We start from the raw sequence: 17,113 nt of genomic DNA, 5'->3' as shown, positions 1-17,113 counted from the left end.
GTCCTAGCCGCGCGCGCCGAGCAGGGTGCTCGTGGCCTGCGCCTCGCGCTGCACCGCCAGCGCGATCGGCCCGCCCAGGGCCGGGTCGAAACCGCCCGTGGCCCCCAGGGCGGTGAGCACCGCGCACACGCGGCCGGCGTAGTCGTAGACCGGCGCCGCCACGGCGCTTATGCCGCGCAGGTAGGTGTCCTTCACGCTGGCGCAGTGCGCCTGCTGCACCTCGCGGCGCAGCTGGCCGATGGGGTCGGCGGCATCGAGCGTGGCCCGCATCTCGGGCGTGGCCGCGGCCAGTTCCTGCTCGGCCAGCGCCACCACGCGCGACTCGTCGAGCAGCCCGAGGAAGGCGCGGCCGGTGGCCGACCACAGCATCGACATCACCGAGCCGGCGCGCACGTTCACCGTGACCGGCAGGCCCGGCTCCTCGAAGCGCACGATGGTCGGGCCCTTGTTGCCCATCACCGCGATGAAGCAGGTCACCTCCAGCGATTCGCGCAGCCGGATCAGGCAGGGCTCGGCCGCGCGGATCGGGTCGGCCTGCCGCATGGCCGCCAACCCGATCTGGATCGCCTCGGTCCCCAGGTAGTAGTGCTGCGACGCGGCGTCCTGCGACACCAGCCCTTCCTCCATCAGGCTCGCCAGGTAGCGGTGCACCTTGGCCGGGCTCTCGCCGACGTGGGTGGAGAGCGCGGTCAGGCTGCTGCGGCCGCCCAGGTGGGCCAGGCCCTTGAGCACGGCCATGCCGGTTTCGGCGGCCTGGACGCGCTGGCGCCGTTCGCGGGGGGCAGGGGATTCGGCAGGGGAGGAAGTCATGTCGCCTGGATGTTAGGGGCTCGGGCCGTGCCTGCCCGTGCGTCAGCGTGGGGCGGGTAAACCCGCAAATATAGATTACGCAATGCGGATGATACTTACGCAATACACAACATCCCATCCGGAGACACCCCATGAAGAAGCACCTCGCCAGCGGCCTCGCGCTGCTGTCCCTCGTCGTCGCAGCGGGCGCCAGCGCGCAGGGCTACCCGACCAAGCCGATCCGCTGGATCGTTCCCTATGCGGCCGGCGGCGGCTCCGACTTCCTGGCGCGCACCGTGGGCCAGACCCTGTCGACGCAGGTCGGCCAGCCGGTGCTGGTGGACAACAAGCCCGGCGGCAACACCGCGCTGGGCGCCGCCGAGACCGCGCGCGCGCCGGCCGACGGCTACACCATCCTCTCGGCCGACAACGGCACGCTGGTGTTCAACCCCGCCCTCTACAAGTCGCTGAGCTACAACGCCACCAAGGACCTGACGCCGGTCACGCTGATGGGCAAGTTCCCGATGATCCTGGTGGTCGGCACCAACTCGGGCTTCGCCACCGCCAAGGACTTCATCGCGCAGGCCAAGGCCAAGCCCGGCGGCATCAACTACGCCTCGGCCGGCGCGGGCAGCCCGCACCACCTGGCGATGGAACTGCTCAAGGTCGAGGCGGGCCTGTTCATGGTCCACGTGCCCTACCGCGGCGCGGCGCCGGCGCTGGCCGATGTGGTGGGCGGGCAGCTGCCGGCCATGATGGTCGACTTGGCCGCGGGTGCCGGCTTCATCAAGGGCAACAAGGTGCGCGCGCTGGCCGTGGCCAATCCCACGCGCCTGCCGCAGCTGCCCGACGTGCCGACCTTCGCCGAGCTGGGCTACAAGAACGTCGAAGCCGCCGCGCTGGTCGGCGTGGTGGTGCCCTCGGCCACGCCGACGGAGGTGGTGAACACGCTCAACCGCCAGATCGTCGCGGCCATCCATGAACCGGCGGTGCGCACCCGCATGATCGACTTCGGCGTCGAACCCGTGGGCAACACGCCCGCGCAGTACGCCGAGCTGCTGAAGAACGAGACCACGCGCTGGCACAAGCTGATCCGCGACCTGAAGATCACGCTCGACTGACCCGACCGCCATGCCCGACACCGCCACCCCTTCGCGCGCTTCCGGTTGCCCTGTCGCGCACGGTCCGCTCTCCGCCGAGCGCACGCCCACCGGTTGCCCGGTGAGCCAGCGCGCCGCGGCCTTCGATCCCTTCGAGGACGGCTACCAGCAGGACCCGCCCGAGTACGTGCGCTGGGCGCGCGAGCAGGAGCCGATCTTCTACAGCCCCAAGCTGGGCTACTGGGTGATCACGCGCTATGCCGACATCAAGGCGGTGTTCCGCGACAACATCACCTTCAGCCCGTCGAACGCGCTGGAGAAGATCACGCCCACCGGCGACGAAGCCAACGCGGTGCTCGCGAGCTACGGCTTCGCGCTCAACCGCACGCTGGTGAACGAGGACGAGCCGGCCCACATGCCGCGCCGCCGTGCGCTGATGGACCCGTTCACGCCCGAGGAACTCAAGCACCACGAACCCATGGTGCGCGAACTGGCCCGCAGCTACGTCGATCGCTTCATCGACGACGGCAAGGCGGACCTGGTCGACCAGATGCTGTGGGAGATCCCGCTGACCGTGGCGCTGCATTTCCTCGGCGTGCCCGAGGAGGACATGGACACGCTGCGCAAGTACTCCATTGCGCACACCGTCAACACCTGGGGTCGCCCCAAGCCCGAGGAGCAGGTGGCGGTGGCCCACGCCGTGGGCAACTTCTGGCAGTACGCGGGCAAGGTGCTCGACAAGATGCGCCAGGACCCCGATGCGCCCGGCTGGATGCAGTACGGCATCCGCAAGCAGATGCTGCAGCCCGAGGTGGTGACGGATTCGTACCTGCACTCGATGATGATGGCCGGCATCGTGGCCGCGCACGAGACCACGGCCAATGCCACCGCCAACGCGATGAAGCTGCTGCTGCAGCATCCGCAGGTGTGGCGCGAGCTCTGCGAAGACCCGGGCCTGATCCCCAATGCAGTGGAAGAGTGCCTGCGCCACAACGGCTCGGTGGCCGCCTGGCGCCGCCTGGTCACGGCCGACACGCAGGTGGGCGGCGTGGACCTGCCCGCGGGCTCGCGGCTGCTGATCGTGACCTCGTCGGCCAACCACGACGAAGGCCACTTCGCCGACGCCGACCTGTTCGACATCCGCCGCGACAACGCCAGCGACCACCTGACCTTCGGCTACGGCTCGCACCAGTGCATGGGCAAGAACCTGGCGCGCATGGAGATGCAGATCTTCCTGGAGGAGTTCACGCGCCGGCTGCCGCACATGAAGCTGAGCGCGCAGCGTTTCAGCTACGTGCCCAACACCTCCTTCCGCGGCCCCGAGCACCTGTGGGTCGAATGGGACCCGGCCGCCAACCCCGAACGAAGCAACGCCGGCCTGCGCGACGTGCAGGTGCCGGTGCGCATCGGCGAACCCTCGCGCCACGCGATCGCGCGGCCGGTGGTGGTCGAGCGCGTGACGCGCGCGGCCGACGGCATCGTCCGGCTGCGCCTGGCCTCGCCCGACGGCAAGCCGCTGCCGCGCTGGACGCCGGGCTCGCACATCGACGTGGAGTGCGGCACGCCCGAGCTGTCGCGCCAGTACTCGCTGTGCGGCGACCCGGACGAAGCCGGCGTGTTCGAGATCGCGGTGCTGCACGAGCCCGAAGGCCGGGGCGGCTCGGCCTGGGTGCATGGCCAGCTGAAGGCCGGCGACCGGCTGCGCATCCGCGGCCCGCGCAACCATTTCCGGCTCGACGAGTCGCTGCAGAAGGCGGTCTTCATTGCGGGCGGCATCGGCATCACGCCGGTGAGCGCGATGGCGCGGCGGGCGAAGGCGCTGGGCATGGACTATCAACTGCACTACAGCGGCCGCAGCCGCGCGAGCATGGCGATGGTCGAGGAACTGCGTGCGCTGCATGGCGAGCGCCTGCACCTGCACATCGCCGACGAGGGCGGCCGCAACGACCTGCAGGCCCTGCTCGCGCAGCCCGTGCCGGGTGCGCAGGTCTACGCCTGCGGCCCCTTGCGCATGCTCGAAGCGCTGGAATCCTGCTGCGCCGCCTGGCCCGAGGGCGCCTTGCGTGTCGAGCATTTCGAGTCGACGCTGGCGACGCTCGATCCGTCGAAGGAACAGGCGTTCGAGGTCGAGCTCAAGGACTCCGGCCTGGTGCTCACCGTGCCGCCGGACCAGACCCTGCTGACCGCGCTGCGCGCCGCCAACGTCGACGTGCAGAGCGACTGCGAGGAAGGCCTGTGCGGTTCCTGCGAGGTGCAGGTGCTGGCCGGCAGGGTCGACCACCGCGACGTGGTACTGACGCGCATGGAGCGCGATGCGAACACCAAGATGATGGCCTGTTGTTCGCGCGCCTGCGACGGGCGCCTGGTGCTGGCGCTGTAGGGCTGTCCGCTCAGCCGACCGGCCCGAGCGGCCCGAGCGGCATGCGCAGCACCACCTGCGTCTCGCCCGGCCGGGATTCGAGCCGCAGTTCGGCCTTGAGCCGCCGGGCGCGTGCATGGAGGCTGCGAAGGCCTGCGCCCTGGCCCTTGGCCGCCGCCTCGACCACGAAGCCGCGTCCGTCGTCGCACACGCTCAGCTGAAGCGCGCCGTCCGCACACTGCACGCGCACGTCCACGCGCCGGCTCGCGCTGTGCTTGAGCACGTTGGTCAGCGCCTCCTGCAGGAAGCGCAGCAGCTCCAGGCTCTGCGAAGGCGAGAGTTCCAGCGTCTCGAGGCCGGCGACCCGCCAGCGGCAGTCGATGCCGCTCGCGTCGAGCGACTGCGAGATCCGGTGGCGCAGCGGCGCCAGCAGCTCGCCGAAGGCCAGCGGGCCCTCGCTCTGGCCGGTGGCCTCGATGATCAGCCGCAGGTCGTCGCGCAGGCTCTTGAGCATCGCGAGCAGCTGCGGCGCCGACAGCGCCTCGGGCCGGCGTTCCAGCGTCGCGATGCTGCCCAGCAGCATGCCGCCGAGACCGTCGTGCAGGTCGCTCACGAGGTTGACGCGCTCGCCGATGCGCGCGTGCGCGAGTGCCAGCGCGTGCTGCTGCGCGAGCGTGGCGGCCAGTTCCGACTTGGCGGCGTTCACTTCCTCGATCAGCTCGGTGTTGAAGTGCTCGATGCGGTCGAGGCTCTGCACGAAGCGCGCGGCCTGGGTCATGGCCATGCCCAGCAGCAGCACGTACGAAGACATCGTCGTGTAGTAGGTGTTGCTGTCGATCACCTGCGTGAACACCAGCAGGTCGTGTCCGGCGGCAGCGGCGGACACCGCCATGAAGGGGGCCAGCGAACGCATCGGGCTGCCGCGGTGGCGCAGCGCATGGACGATCGCGCCGCAGTTCACCGCGATGGCCGTGAGGCCGCCCACCAGTGTCCAGGCGGCGCGGTGCGCGGGCAGGCCGGCGCCGCTGGCCAGCCACAGGTCGAGCACGCCGGCCGCCGCGACCAGCAGCGCGAAGGCTTCGAGGCGGGACTTGCGTGCCTGGCAGAAGCGCAACGCGAAGACCAGGTAGGCCACGTCGAAGAGCAGCAGCAGCGAGGTGTTCAGCGCCTGCCAGCCGTGGTTGTCGGCAAAGGGCCAGGGGCTGGTCGCGATCTGGTTGTAGCCGAACAGCAGCCACAGCACCGACATCAGCGCGAACCAGCCGTAGGCCGTCTCGCGCCGCCGCAGCAGCCACGCCGCGGCGAAGAAGGCCGACACCGCCGCGCTCAGTGCCAGGCCCAGCACCTGCAGGTCGCGGCGCACGATGCGCTCGTGTTCGAACGCGGCCTGCAGCGCCGACGGCGGGCCCAGGTCGACCGGCCCCAGCCCCGCCTGGTAGGCGGACAGGCCCGAGACGCGCACCAGCAGCGTGTTGCTGCCGGGCCGCAGCAGCGGCGGCGCCAGCAGCCAGTAGCGCGGCGTGTTCCAGGCGCGGGTGAGCGGCTCGACCAGGCTGGGGTCGCGTGAGATGGGCGTGCCGTTGAGCGACACCTCGCCCGCCATGTTGAGGTAGTGCAGCAGCAGGCCGGTGTCGCGCACCGGCGCGGGCTGTTCCCAAGTCAGCCGGTACCAGACCACGCCGTCGAAGCCGGGCCAGCGCTGGCCCCAGCTGTCGGGCAGGGTGACGGGCACCCAGCCTTCGGCGGGCGGGGCGGTGTCGTCCCAGCTGGTGGCACGCACGGCCTCGGCACGCAGTTCGGGCACGGGCTGCGCCAGCGCCGTGCCGGCGGCCAGCACGAGGACAAGGCACAGACCGATCCGCGCGGCGAGCCAGGCCCAGGCCCGTGTCAGTCGGCTGCGGAGCGGAGAGCGCATCGTGCTCAGTGCAGCAAGCCGTGCCTTCGGCCCTGGTAGACGGCCTCGGTGCGCGAGCCGACGGCCAGCTTGCGGTAGATGTTCTTGGTGTGGCATTCCACCGTGAGCCTGGAGATCGACAGCGACTCGGCCATGTCGCGGTTGCTCAGGCCCTGCGCGACCAGTTCGAGGATCCGGCGTTCGCGTGGCGTCAGCGCGACCGGCAGGGGCGCCGGCTCGTCGGCGATCGGCACCGCGGGCCGCGCAGGCTGTTGCGCCGAGAGCCAGCCCAGGATCCGGCGCGCGATGGCCGGATCGATGGGCGCGCCGCCCTGTGCGATGCTGCGCAGCGCCAGGCTCAGTTCGAGATCGTCGCGCTCCTTGAGCAGGTAGCCGATGGCGCCGGCACGCAGCGCCGCGAAGATGATGTCCTCGGTGCGCCAGGCCGAGATCACCACCGCGGGCAGCTGCGGGTGCTGCGTGCGCATCCATTCGATGAGCTCGACCCCGCTGCCGTCCGGCAGGCCGATGTCGACCAGGGCGATGCCGAAACGCTGCGTCGCGAGCAGTTCCCTGGCCGCGGCCACGCTGTCGGCCCAGGCGATCTGCGGCGCGCTGTCCCCCAGCGTGGCCAGCACGCCGCTCAGGCGCTCGCACATCGCGGGATCGTCTTCGACCACCAGGGCGGGACTCAACGAGACGGCTTCAACGTCTTCCAGCGGGGAATGGGACATGGGCGCGGAGCGGGTCGCTGGCTGTTGCCGGCGACGTGTTTACCTGTTTTCGGGGATTGTTCCAGGATATTGCCATTTGTATCTTCTGCGGGTTGTCCGTGTCCGGGCAGGTCTTTTGCAACCAGAGAAGTACAGCGCGTGAACCTCATCTACAGACTCGTTTGCAATCGCGCGACAGGGGTGCGTCAGGTCGTCTCCGAAGTGGCCCGGGCGGCCCATGGCGGCACCACCGTGAGCCGGGTGCCAGTGGGGTTGCGCGGTGTGCTCGCAATGGCCTTGTCGGCCGCGCTGGCGCCGGCCGCGATGGGCGCCAGCACCGACCTCGTCATCGACAGCGGCACCACGCACAACAACCTCGTGCAGCTCACGGGCCCCAACGCACGACTGACGAACAACGGCACGCTCGACACCACCGCGCAGGCCGGCGCGACCGCGGTCGAAGGGCTGGCCGGCTTCGCGGGCGTGACGGTGACCAACAGCGGCACCATCGCCAGCAACGCCGACGCCGCGGCCGTGATGATCCGCGGCGCCAGGGCCGGCGTGATCAACCTGGCCGGCGGCACCATCTCGACCAGCAGCGTCAACGGCGAAGCGGTCTTCCTCACGAGCGGCGGCACGCTCACGAATGCCGGCACCTTGATCGGCCACGGCTCGGGCGCACTCATCTTCGGCGACGGCAGCGTCGTCAACTCGGGCCTCATCTCGGCCGACCGCGCGGGCTCGGCCGGGGTCAGCATCAACTACGCGGCCATCGCCACGCTGGTGAACCAGGCGGGTGGCGAGATCAGCGGCGGGTTGTCGGGCGTCAAGCTGTCGGGTGGCAGCCTCGCCAGCCTGGAGAACGCGGGCACCATCCGCGCGACCGCGGCGAACGCCAACGCCGCGGCCGTGCGCGTCTCGGGCGGCACCGTCAACGTGGCGAAGAACCTCGCGGGCGGCCTGATCGAGTCCGCGGCGGGCATCGGCATCCAGATGGAGAACGGCACCGTGCTCAATGCACACGGCGCGACCATCACCGCCCCGATCGCCATCGCCATCACCGACTACACGCAGTCGGCCAGCGTCACCAACCACGGCACGCTCAACGGCGATGTCTACCTGGGCAGCGGCAACGCCGTGCTCACGCTGGGTGCCGACGGCCGTTTCAACGGCAAGGCCGACGCGGGCATCCGCACCGGCGCGCCGACCGTGGTCAAGGCCGTGGTGCTGAGCGGCAGCGAGAACGGCGCGGCCGCATCGGGCACGCTCGACGGCGCACAGCTCACGGGCTTCGACAGCCTCGACGTGAACGCGGCCAACGCACGCTGGACGCTGAGCGGCCACTTCACCCACGCCGGTGGCACCACCCTGCGCGCGGGCCGGCTCGACGTGGCCAGCAACGGCGCGCTGGGCGCGGGGGCGCTGGCCATGGACGACGGCACCACGCTCGGCTTCGCGGCCGACGGCCTGGTGCTGGCCAACGCGCTGCGCTTCACCAGCATCGCCGACCCGACCATCGACACCGGCGCTTTCACCGGCACGCTGGCCGGCGCGATCAGCGGCGCGGGCGCGCTCACCAAGACCGGCAGCGGCACGCTGGTGCTCAGCGGCGCCAACGGCTACACCGGCGCCACCACGGTGGCCCAGGGCACGCTGCGTGCCGGCGCGGCCGGCAGCTTCAGCAGCGCGTCGGCGCACAGCGTGACGGCAGGCGCCATGCTCGACCTGTCCGGTTTCAACCAGACCCTGTCCGCACTCGACAACGGCGGCACCGTCTCGCTGCAGGGCGCGGCGCCCGGCACCACGCTCACCGTCACCGGCGCCTACACCGGCAGCAACGGCCTGCTGCGCCTGGGCACCGCGCTGGGCGACAGCGCCAGCCTGAGCGACCGCCTGGTGCTCGACGGCGCCGGCGCCTCGGCGCGCGGCCGGACCACGGTGCAGGTGAGCAACCTCGGCGGCCTGGGCGCGCTGACCACGGGCAACGGCATCGAGGTGGTCAGCGCGCTGAACGGCGCGACCACCACCGCGCAGACCACGAAGGACGCCTTCGCGCTGGCCGGCGGCCATGTGGACGCGGGCGCCTACGAGTACCGGCTGCACGCGGCCGATGCCGACGGCGCGGGCGAGAACTGGTACCTGCGTTCGACCATCGTGGCCACGCCGGTCGACCCGGCCCAGCCCGGCGGGCCGACCCAGCCCGGCGAACCGGTCGTGGAACGGCCCGTCTACCGCGGCGAGGTGCCGCTGTTCGCCGCGCTGCCCGAGCAACTGCGCCAGGCCAACCTCGCGCTGCTGGGCAACCTGCACCAGCGCCAGGGCGACGACGAGCTGAAGTCCGGCGCCGGCCAGGACGCGCCGCGCAGCGCCTGGGGCCGCGTGCTGTCCACCGAGGTCCGCCTGGGCCAGCAGGGCACCGTGCGCCCGCACAGCGAGGGCCGGCTCACCGGCTTCCAGGTCGGCACCGACCTGTTCACCGACACCCGATGGCGCGCCGGCCTCTACGTCGGTCAACTCGACGGCGACATGGCGGTGCGCGGCGACGCGCGCGGCCTGCTGGGCCTGGGCGTGGGCGGCAACGACCTGCGCAACCAGTACCTCGGCGGCTATGCGACGTGGGCCGGCGTTCGCGACCTCTACGTCGACGCAGTGCTGCAGGCCGGGCGGCATCGCTACACCGTGGGCCCGCTGGACGGCGACGGCGCGCCGGGCAAGGGCCGCAGCCTGCTGGCCTCGATCGAGGTGGGCCAGGCCTTTGCCGTGGTGCCGGGTTGGCAGGTCGAACCGCAATTGCAGCTGGTCCACCAGCGCCTGCGGCTGGACGACACCGGCATCGCCGGCGCCCGCGTGCAGCAGCGGCCGGACGATGGCTGGCTGCTGCGTGCCGGCGTGCGCGTGAAGGGCGAACTGCGCACAGGACTGGGCACGCTGCAGCCCTATGCGCGGCTCAACCTGTACCGGGCCGCGGGCGGCACCGACGTGGCGCGCTTCGTCAGCCCGGCGGCCAGCACCGACATCGCGAGCCGCACCGGCCATGCCTCGACGGAACTGGCGACCGGGGCCTCGCTGGCGCTGGGCGCGCGCACCAGCGTCTACGGCGAGATCGGCAAGCTGTGGGCCTCGGGCGGCGCGAGCCGCGTGGCGTCGTCGGTGCAGGGCTCGGTGGGCCTGCGCGTCAGGTGGTGAGCGGGCTGCGCGGCGCGCGGCACATGATCAGGTAGTCCGCACCGGTGACCGGCTCGCGGTGCGTGGCCGCGGCGCGGAAGCCCAGCCGCTCGTAGAAGCCCACGCTGCGCGGCGTGAAGGTCTCGAGGAAGCAGGGCGCGCCCGCCGCATCGGCCTCGGCCAGCGTCGGTGCCAGCAGCTTCGCGCCGAGGCCCTGGCCTTGCGCGGCCGGCGCGATGCCCAGGATCGACAGGTACCACGCGCCCGCCGGCACCACGGCCGGTGACTGCGCGGCCATGAATTCGACGATGCGGTGGTAGTGGGCCAGGCCCCGCGGGCCCAGCGTGCGGGCGAGGAAGGCGTGCTTCGCGGCCGACTCCGCCGCCTCGGCTTCGTCCGCGCGCGGCAGCAGCCATGCGGCCGCGCCCGATGTGCGATCTTCGAGCGTGAGGCAGCGCCCGCTGCGTTCGGCTTCGCCCATCGAATACGCGAAGTAGGACGCGAGCACGGCCTTGCGGCGGGGCATGTCGTGTTCGAAATCGACGGAGATCGCCAGGTAGAAGGGGTCGATGATCAGGGCATCGGCCAGGGCGGGCGCGGACAGGGATTCGGGCGGGAGCATGCGGATTCGGCGGGTCGGTCTCTGGAAGGGGCCGCGCGATTCTAGGCAGCCACCCGCCGCCACGCCGACGGTCAGAGCAGGTTGCGCAGCGAGGCTTCCACCGCCGCGGCCGACGCGATCGGCTTCTCCATCGGGAACAGGTGCGTGCCGTCGAGCATCGCGATGCGCCCGCGCGTGATGCGGTCGGTCATGGCCATGCCCACGCGCCGCATCTCGACCGACTGGCGCCCGCCCACGAAGGCCACGCGGCATTGCAGCGGGTTGGCGCGCAGCAGCGCACCGAGGTTGTGGGGCAGGGTGTCGTAGATCGCGGTCTCGACGTCGCGGTCGAAGCTCAGGGTCAGTGCCTCGGCCGGGTCGGCGGCATCGGGCGCGTCGAGCATGCCGTGCTCGATGTAGTCGCGCAGCACCTGCTCGTCCCAGCGCGCGAAGGCCTTCTTGGCGCGGAAGTGGGCGAAGGCGGCCTCGCGGTCGTCCCAGCGGTTGCGCCGCTTGCGGCTCACCGCGCCGGGCGAGACGGTCTTCATCAGCGCGGTGCGCTTGACCAGGCCCAGCGTGTTGGCGCGCCAGCCGCCCACCAGCGGCGAGTCGAGCATGACCACGCCGCGCGCGAGCGTCGGGTGGCCCGAGGCGCACATCAGGCTCAGGAAGCCGCCCAGCGAATGGCCCACCAGCAGCGCCGGCTGGCCCGCTTCCTTGACCACGCCGCGCGTGAAGTCGGCCAGCTGCGCGACCAGGTGCGGCCAGTTGTTGGTCACCGGGTACTTCGGGTCGTGCCCGAACTTCTCGATCGCGTGCACGTCGAAGCCGCGGTTGCGCAGGCTGTCGAGCATCACGCGGTAGGTGCTCGCCGGGAAGCTGTTGCCGTGCGAGAAGACGATCGGGGGCATGGCCATCGGATGCGGGCCCGGGCCTAGATCAGCTTTTCGTCGGGCGTGGAGATCTTGCGCAGCGGCGCGTGGCGCGTGGCCGGCATCATCAGCGGATGCTCGGTGAAGCTGCCGTCCCAGACCGGGTCCTCGATGCTGTCGAACACCTCGCGCAGCTTCTGGCCCCAGCTGTTGTGCATCATCTGGTAGTAGGGGTTGTTGGCGTCGAGGCAGACGATCTTGTCGGTGCGCAGTCGGCCGGCTTCATACACCACCAGGTCCAGCGGCAGGCCCACCGAGAGGTTGGACTTCATGGTCGAGTCCATCGACACCAGCGCGCACTTGGCGGCCTCGTCGAGCGGGGTGTCGGGCGTGAGCACGCGGTCGAGCACCGGCTTGCCGTACTTCGATTCGCCGACCTGGAAGTAGGGCGTCTCGTTGGTGGCCTCGATGAAGTTGCCGGCCGAGTAGACCAGGAACAGGCGCATGCCTTCGCCCTTGACCTGGCCGCCGAAGATGAAGGACACGTTGAAGTCCACGCCCGCATGCTTGAGCGCCTCGGCGTCGCGGTCGTAGACATGGCGCACCGCCGAGCCGAGCACGCGCGCGGCGTCGAACATGCTCTTGGCGTTCCAGATGGTGATCGGCGGGCCGGGCTCGCCGTTCTCCTGGACCTCGCGCACCTCCTCGATCTGCAGGATCTCGCGCACCGACTGCGAGATGCTCAGGTTGCCGGCCGACAGCAGCACCATGACGCGGTCGTCGGGCTGCTCGTAGACGATCATCTTGCGGAAGGTGCTGATGTGGTCCACGCCCGCGTTGGTGCGCGAGTCCGAGAGGAACACCAGGCCGGCGTTGAGTTTGATGCCTACGCAATAAGTCATGGGGTCTGCGTGCGAATCGGGCCGGTTCAGGGGCGACCGCCTTCGCGCATGTTGAGTTTTTGAAGGGCGTACAGCGCCTCGAGCGCTTCCCGGGGGCTCATCGCGTCGAGGTCGAGTGCGGCCAGGGCGGATTCTACGGCGCTGTCCTCGGGCGTCTCGGCCACCGGCGGCGGCGCGAACAGGTCGACCTGGGCCCGGGTCTGCGTCTGCTGGGCCTCGAGCGCCTCCAAGGCCTGGCGCGCGTGGTTGACCACCGCGGCCGGCATGCCCGCCAGCCGCGCCACCTGGATGCCGTAGCTCTTGCTCGCCGGCCCCGGCTGCATCTCGTGCAGGAACACGATGTCGCGCCCCGATTCGGTCGCGCTCACATGCATGTTGACCGCGCCGTGGTGCGTGGCCGGGAACTCGGTGAGCTCGAAATAATGGGTGGCGAACAGGGTGAAGGCCTTGGTGCGGTCGTGCAGCTGCGCGGCGATGCCCGCGGCCAGCGCGAGGCCGTCGAAGGTGCTGGTGCCGCGGCCGATCTCGTCCATCAGCACCAGCGACTGCGCGGTGGCGCCGTGCAGGATCTGCGCGGCCTCGGTCATCTCGAGCATGAAGGTCGACTGCGCATTGGCCAGGTCGTCGGCCGCGCCGATGCGGGTGTGGATCGCGTCGATGGGCCCGAGCCGGCAGGCCGCCGCGGGCACGTGCGAGCCGATCGAGGCCAGCAGCACCACGATCGCGATCTGCCGCATGTAGGTCGACTTGCCGCCCATGTTGGGGCCGGTGATGACCTGCATGCGCTGCTGCGGGCCGAGCTGGGTGTCGTTGGCGATGAAGGCGCCGGCCGACTTCTCGGCCAGCCGCGCCTCGACCACCGGATGGCGGCCCTGCGAGATCTCGATGCAGGGGTGCGAGACGAAGCTCGGCGCCTTCCAGTGCAGCGTGTGCGAGCGTTCGGCCAGCGCGCACAGCGCATCGAGCGTGGCGATGCCCGCGGCCAGGCCGGTGAGCGCGTTCACATGCGGCTGCAGCGCGTCGAGCAGCTGTTCGTAGAGCCACTTCTCGCGCGCCAGCGCGCGGTCCTGCGCGCTCAGCGCCTTGTCCTCGAAGGCCTTGAGCTCGGGCGTGATGAAGCGCTCGGCGTTCTTCAGCGTCTGGCGGCGGCGGTAGTTGTCGGGCACCTTGGCCAGCGCGCTCTGCGTGACCTCGATGTAGAAGCCGTGCACGCGGTTGAACTGCACCCTCAGGTTGCTGATGCCGGTGCGCTCGCGCTCGCTGACTTCGAGCTTGAGCAGGAACTCGTCGCAGTTCTCGCTGATCGCGCGCAGCTCGTCGAGGTCGGCGTCGTGGCCGGTGGCGATCACGCCGCCGTCGCGCACCAGCGCGGCCGGGTCGGGCTTGAGCGCCGCGACCAGCAGCTCGGCGCAGCCCGCGGGCGGCGACAGGCGCTGCGCGATCTGCTGCAGCAGCGGCGCCGCGCCGGGCAGGGCGGGCGCGAGCTGCTCGGCCTTGGCCAGCGCCAGCCGCAGCGCCACCAGTTCGCGCGGGCGCACCTGGCGCAGCGCGATGCGCGCCGCGATGCGCTCGACGTCGCTGGTGTTCTTGAGCTGCTCGCGCAGCGTACGCCAGGGCGCGCTGCTGCCGCCGAGCGCCGGCGCCTGCAGCGCGCCGATGGCGTCGAGCCGCGCCTGCGCCTCGCCGCGCTCGCGCCGCGGCGACAGCAGCCAGCGCTTGAGCAGGCGGCTGCCCATGCCGGTCATGCAGGTGTCGATCAGCGAGAACAGGGTGGGCGAATCCTCGCCGCGCAAGGTCTGCACCAGCTCGAGGTTGCGGCGCGTGGCGGGCGGCAGTTCGATCAGGTCGCCGTCGCGTTCCACCGTGAGGCGCTGCAGGTGCGGCAGCGCGCGGCCCTGCGTGTGCTCGGCATAGCCCAGCAGCGCCGAGGCCGCGGCATGGGCATTGCCCAGGCCCTCGGCGTTCCAGGCCGACAGGCTGGCGCTGGCCAGCTGCTCGCAGAGCTTGCGCTCGCCCAGCGCGCCGTCGAACTGCCAGGCCGGCCGCACCGACAGCGTGAAAGGCTGGGCCGCGCGCGCGGACTTGAGCCGGTTCTCGAAGGCCGGCGTGACCTCGGCGCTGTAGAGCACCTCGCTGGGCGCGATGCGCGCGATCCAGGCTTCCAGCGCATCGGCCGGGCATTCGGCCAGGCGCAGCTCGGCGCCGGTCACGCTGAGCCAGGCCAGGCCGCAGGAATTGCGGCTGCCCGCATGCACCGCGAGCAGCAGCGATTCGCTCTTGTCCTGGAGCAGCTCGGCGTCGGTCAGCGTGCCGGGCGTGACCACGCGCATCACCTTGCGCTCGACCGGGCCCTTGCTGGCGCCGACCTCGCCGACCTGCTCGCAGATCGCGACCGACTCGCCCAGCTTGATCAGCCGGCCCAGGTAGGCATCGACCGCATGGAAGGGCACGCCGGCCATGGTGACCGGGTGACCGCCCGACTGGCCGCGCTGCGTGAGCGTGATGTCGAGCAGGCGCGCGGCCTTCTCGGCGTCGGCGTAAAACAGCTCGTAGAAGTCGCCCATCCGGTAGAACAGCAGGGTGTCGGGATGGTCCGCTTTCAGGCGGAAATACTGCGCCATCATGGGCGTGTGCTGCGCGAAGTCGTCCTTCGCCAGCATCGGATCCGGCTGGCTTTTCTTGCCCGCACCGCGGATCCCATTGGAGTTCGTTGCACTCGCCTCGGTCATTGTTCGCTTGTCTTCACTGGTCCTGGCCGCGCGACCTTGGCATCGGCGGCACAGGCTTGGCCTGTCGTTTGGAAAAAAGGGGGGCCGGCGGCGTGGCGCCGGGTGAGCCCGCGCGGCGGCAGCCCGGCCGAACATTATCGCGGCAGGGGCCGGCCGCTCCCGCAGCGACGCCGCGCCGGCACTCAGTGCCCGGCCAGCGGCAGCCTCGAGCGGTAGCGCGAGCGCCCCTGCGGGTAGATGCCGACCGAGCACTGCACCAGCTTGCCCGCCGCGTCGAGCCAGTGGCGCGTGACCTGCAGGCAGGGCGAGCCGGCCTCGGCGCCCAGGCGATCGGCCAGCTGCGCCTCCAGCGGGGCCGCGTCGATCTCCTGGTCCACCACGGCCACGCGCACGCCGAAGCGCTGCTCCAGCAGCTTGAAGACCGGCCCGTTCCAATCCTCCAGCGATTCGGCCGCCGCCGCGAACTCGGGCCGCGTGTAGAGCCAGAGCGCGCCGATGGGCCGCGATTCGTTGCGCAGGTAGCGCAGCGTGTCCATGAAGAACCAGTCGCTGTCGGGTGCCACGCGCAGCAGCCCCGCCAGCTGTGCGTCGGCCCTCAGGTGGCCGGAGCGCTCGAGCTTGAGCTTGGTGGTGCGCGCGGCCTCCATGATGCTGTCGAGCGTCTGCTGCGAATGCACGAAGAAGGGCGTCGGGTTGCGCGCCAGCACCGTGGTGCCGATGCCGGCGCGCGAATCGATCACGCCCAGCTTGCGCAGCGCGCCCATGGCCTCGCGCAGGCGGTAGCGGGTGGCGCCGAACTGCGCCTGCAGGTCCGCCTCGCTGGGCAGCAGGCTGCCCACGGGGTAGTGCCCCTCGTCGATCCTGCGGACGATGGCGGCAACGATGTCCTGGGTGGAAAGCGCCGCGCCGGCGCTTGTTGGATTCGCCATGAATTGATAATATTCGAATATTCGACTAATAAGGCGATCGACGCCGATCACGCCTCGACTGGAGACAAACGCATGAAACGCAGAGACTTTATCCGCACGCTGTCCGCGGCCGCCGCGCTGCCTCTGGCGGGCGCCGCCGCCGGGGCTTTCGCCGACACCTATCCGAGCAAGCCGATCCGCCTGGTCGTCACGCAGGGCACGGGCTCGGGCAGCGACGTGATCGGTAGGCTGCTGGCCACCAAGCTGGGCGAGCGCCTGAAGCAGAGCGTCTACGTGGAGAACAAGGCCGGCGGCGGCGGCATCATCGGCCACCAGTTCGTGCTGGAGCAGCCCGCCGACGGCTACACCCTGCTGCTGAGCACCACCGCCCCGCTGGTCGTGGTGCCGGCGATGAACCGGAACGCCAGATTCCGCCTGAACGACTTCACCCCCGTGGCGGCCGCCTTGCGCAGCCCCTACCTGGTGCTGGTGGGCACCGGCCCCGACAGCCCGCGCAGCCTGCAGGAACTGACCCGGCGGCTGGCGTCGACGCCCTCGAGCTATTCCTCGTCGGGCACCGGCACGTTGACCCACCTGGCGACCGAGATGTACCTGCAGCAGGCCAAGGTCGAGGCGACCCATGTGCCCTACAAGGGCAGCGGCCAGTCGCTGGCCGACCTGGCGGGCGGGCAGGTGCTGTTCTCGACCGATTCGCCGATCGCCGCCCGCGCGCTGATGCGCGGCGGGCGGCTGCGGGCCCTGGCCGTGACCTCGGTCCAGCGCCTGGCGACCTACCCGGACGTGCCGACCATGGCCGAGCTCGGCCACCCCGGCCTCACGCTCAACACCATGGGCGGCCTGTTCGGGCCGCCGAAGCTGCCCGCGGCCGTCGTCGAGCGCATCGGCACCGAGATGGCGGCGGTGCTGTCCTCGCCCGAGGTCAAGGCGCAGTTCGCCGCCATGGAGACCGAGCCGCTCGCGATGCCGGTCGAGGCCTTCCGCGCGCAGATGCTGAAGGACGCGCCGGTCTGGGAAGCCGTGGTCGCGCGTCTGGGCATCACGGCCGATTGAGCGGGCGACG

12 protein-coding genes are annotated in these 17,113 nt (G+C 71.1%); 4 read left to right on the top strand and 8 right to left on the bottom strand.

The features are described 5' to 3' along the window. Positions 1 to 3 precede the first annotated feature (3 nt). Positions 4 to 810: an IclR family transcriptional regulator gene (locus QTI20_RS18995; RefSeq protein WP_286553107.1), complete on the bottom strand. Its 807-nt coding sequence runs from the start codon at positions 808 to 810 to the stop codon at positions 4 to 6. Between the two features lie 131 nt (positions 811 to 941). Between QTI20_RS18995 and QTI20_RS18990 the strand changes: the two genes are divergently transcribed. Together QTI20_RS18990 and QTI20_RS18985 are read left to right on the top strand one after the other, a co-directional pair. Continuing rightward, a complete protein-coding gene (locus tag QTI20_RS18990; RefSeq protein WP_286553106.1) occupies positions 942 to 1,910 on the top strand; it encodes a Bug family tripartite tricarboxylate transporter substrate binding protein in 969 nt (322 codons plus the stop codon). A 10-nt stretch (positions 1,911 to 1,920) separates the two neighbouring features. Beyond that, a complete protein-coding gene (locus QTI20_RS18985) occupies positions 1,921 to 4,269 on the top strand; it encodes a cytochrome P450/oxidoreductase (protein WP_286553104.1) in 2,349 nt (782 codons plus the stop codon). A 10-nt stretch (positions 4,270 to 4,279) separates the two neighbouring features. Here the strand turns inward: QTI20_RS18985 and QTI20_RS18980 are convergent, their stop codons facing one another. Both QTI20_RS18980 and QTI20_RS18975 read right to left on the bottom strand, forming a co-directional pair. After that, positions 4,280 to 6,163, bottom strand: coding sequence for a sensor histidine kinase (locus tag QTI20_RS18980; protein WP_286553101.1), 1,884 nt, complete (start codon positions 6,161 to 6,163; stop codon positions 4,280 to 4,282). Between the two features lie 5 nt (positions 6,164 to 6,168). After that, positions 6,169 to 6,876 carry a response regulator transcription factor gene (locus QTI20_RS18975; protein ID WP_286553099.1) on the bottom strand — a complete coding sequence of 236 codons (708 nt, stop codon included), beginning with the start codon at positions 6,874 to 6,876 and terminating at the stop codon, positions 6,169 to 6,171. On the opposite strand from QTI20_RS18975, the gene QTI20_RS18970 reads away from it, so the two are divergent. After that, positions 6,868 to 10,041 (top strand): autotransporter domain-containing protein, encoded by a 3,174-nt coding sequence (locus tag QTI20_RS18970; RefSeq protein WP_503011414.1) that lies wholly within the window; start codon positions 6,868 to 6,870, stop codon positions 10,039 to 10,041. The two genes, QTI20_RS18975 and QTI20_RS18970, sit on opposite strands and share 9 nt — an antisense overlap. Here the strand turns inward: QTI20_RS18970 and QTI20_RS18965 are convergent. The 5 genes from QTI20_RS18965 to QTI20_RS18945 form a co-directional block, all read right to left on the bottom strand. Beyond that, complete coding sequence (locus tag QTI20_RS18965; RefSeq protein WP_286553096.1) at positions 10,031 to 10,642, bottom strand: GNAT family N-acetyltransferase; 612 nt, start codon at positions 10,640 to 10,642, stop codon at positions 10,031 to 10,033. The two genes, QTI20_RS18970 and QTI20_RS18965, sit on opposite strands and share 11 nt — an antisense overlap. A gap of 71 nt (positions 10,643 to 10,713) precedes the next feature. Next, the gene (locus QTI20_RS18960; RefSeq protein ID WP_286553095.1) at positions 10,714 to 11,538 is read right to left on the bottom strand and encodes an alpha/beta fold hydrolase; all 825 of its coding nucleotides are present in this window, start codon (positions 11,536 to 11,538) and stop codon (positions 10,714 to 10,716) included. 17 nt (positions 11,539 to 11,555) lie between these two features. Next, a complete protein-coding gene (locus QTI20_RS18955; RefSeq protein ID WP_183026218.1) occupies positions 11,556 to 12,395 on the bottom strand; it encodes a proteasome-type protease in 840 nt (279 codons plus the stop codon). 26 nt (positions 12,396 to 12,421) lie between these two features. After that, positions 12,422 to 15,055, bottom strand: a complete 2,634-nt coding sequence (gene mutS / locus QTI20_RS18950; protein WP_286553093.1) for a DNA mismatch repair protein MutS — start codon at positions 15,053 to 15,055, stop codon at positions 12,422 to 12,424. A gap of 251 nt (positions 15,056 to 15,306) precedes the next feature. Beyond that, complete coding sequence (locus tag QTI20_RS18945; protein ID WP_286553091.1) at positions 15,307 to 16,053, bottom strand: GntR family transcriptional regulator; 747 nt, start codon at positions 16,051 to 16,053, stop codon at positions 15,307 to 15,309. Positions 16,054 to 16,125: 72 nt separating this feature from the next. Between QTI20_RS18945 and QTI20_RS18940 the strand changes: the two genes are divergently transcribed. Continuing rightward, a complete protein-coding gene (locus tag QTI20_RS18940; RefSeq protein ID WP_286553089.1) occupies positions 16,126 to 17,103 on the top strand; it encodes a Bug family tripartite tricarboxylate transporter substrate binding protein in 978 nt (325 codons plus the stop codon). Positions 17,104 to 17,113 lie beyond the last annotated feature (10 nt).

The organism is Variovorax sp. J2P1-31 (assembly GCF_030317215.1).
Classification (GTDB): Bacteria; Pseudomonadota; Gammaproteobacteria; order Burkholderiales; family Burkholderiaceae_C; genus Variovorax.
The sequence above is the reverse complement of the archived record's forward strand: the minus strand, read 5'-3'. Positions and strand labels throughout refer to the sequence as shown.

Bases quoted from the DNA above. Each gene is read 5' to 3' on its own strand.
- QTI20_RS18995 (WP_286553107.1), bottom strand. From the start codon at position 810: ATGACTTCCTCCCCTGCCGAATCCCCTGCCCCCCGCGAACGGCGCCAG.
- QTI20_RS18990 (WP_286553106.1), top strand. From the start codon at position 942: ATGAAGAAGCACCTCGCCAGCGGCCTCGCGCTGCTGTCCCTCGTCGTC.
- QTI20_RS18985 (WP_286553104.1), top strand. From the start codon at position 1,921: ATGCCCGACACCGCCACCCCTTCGCGCGCTTCCGGTTGCCCTGTCGCG.
- QTI20_RS18980 (WP_286553101.1), bottom strand. From the start codon at position 6,163: ATGCGCTCTCCGCTCCGCAGCCGACTGACACGGGCCTGGGCCTGGCTC.
- QTI20_RS18970 (WP_503011414.1), top strand. From the start codon at position 6,868: ATGGGACATGGGCGCGGAGCGGGTCGCTGGCTGTTGCCGGCGACGTGT.
- QTI20_RS18975 (WP_286553099.1), bottom strand. From the start codon at position 6,876: ATGTCCCATTCCCCGCTGGAAGACGTTGAAGCCGTCTCGTTGAGTCCC.
- QTI20_RS18965 (WP_286553096.1), bottom strand. From the start codon at position 10,642: ATGCTCCCGCCCGAATCCCTGTCCGCGCCCGCCCTGGCCGATGCCCTG.
- QTI20_RS18960 (WP_286553095.1), bottom strand. From the start codon at position 11,538: ATGGCCATGCCCCCGATCGTCTTCTCGCACGGCAACAGCTTCCCGGCG.
- QTI20_RS18955 (WP_183026218.1), bottom strand. From the start codon at position 12,395: ATGACTTATTGCGTAGGCATCAAACTCAACGCCGGCCTGGTGTTCCTC.
- mutS (WP_286553093.1), bottom strand. From the start codon at position 15,055: ATGCTGGCGAAGGACGACTTCGCGCAGCACACGCCCATGATGGCGCAG.
- QTI20_RS18945 (WP_286553091.1), bottom strand. From the start codon at position 16,053: ATGGCGAATCCAACAAGCGCCGGCGCGGCGCTTTCCACCCAGGACATC.
- QTI20_RS18940 (WP_286553089.1), top strand. From the start codon at position 16,126: ATGAAACGCAGAGACTTTATCCGCACGCTGTCCGCGGCCGCCGCGCTG.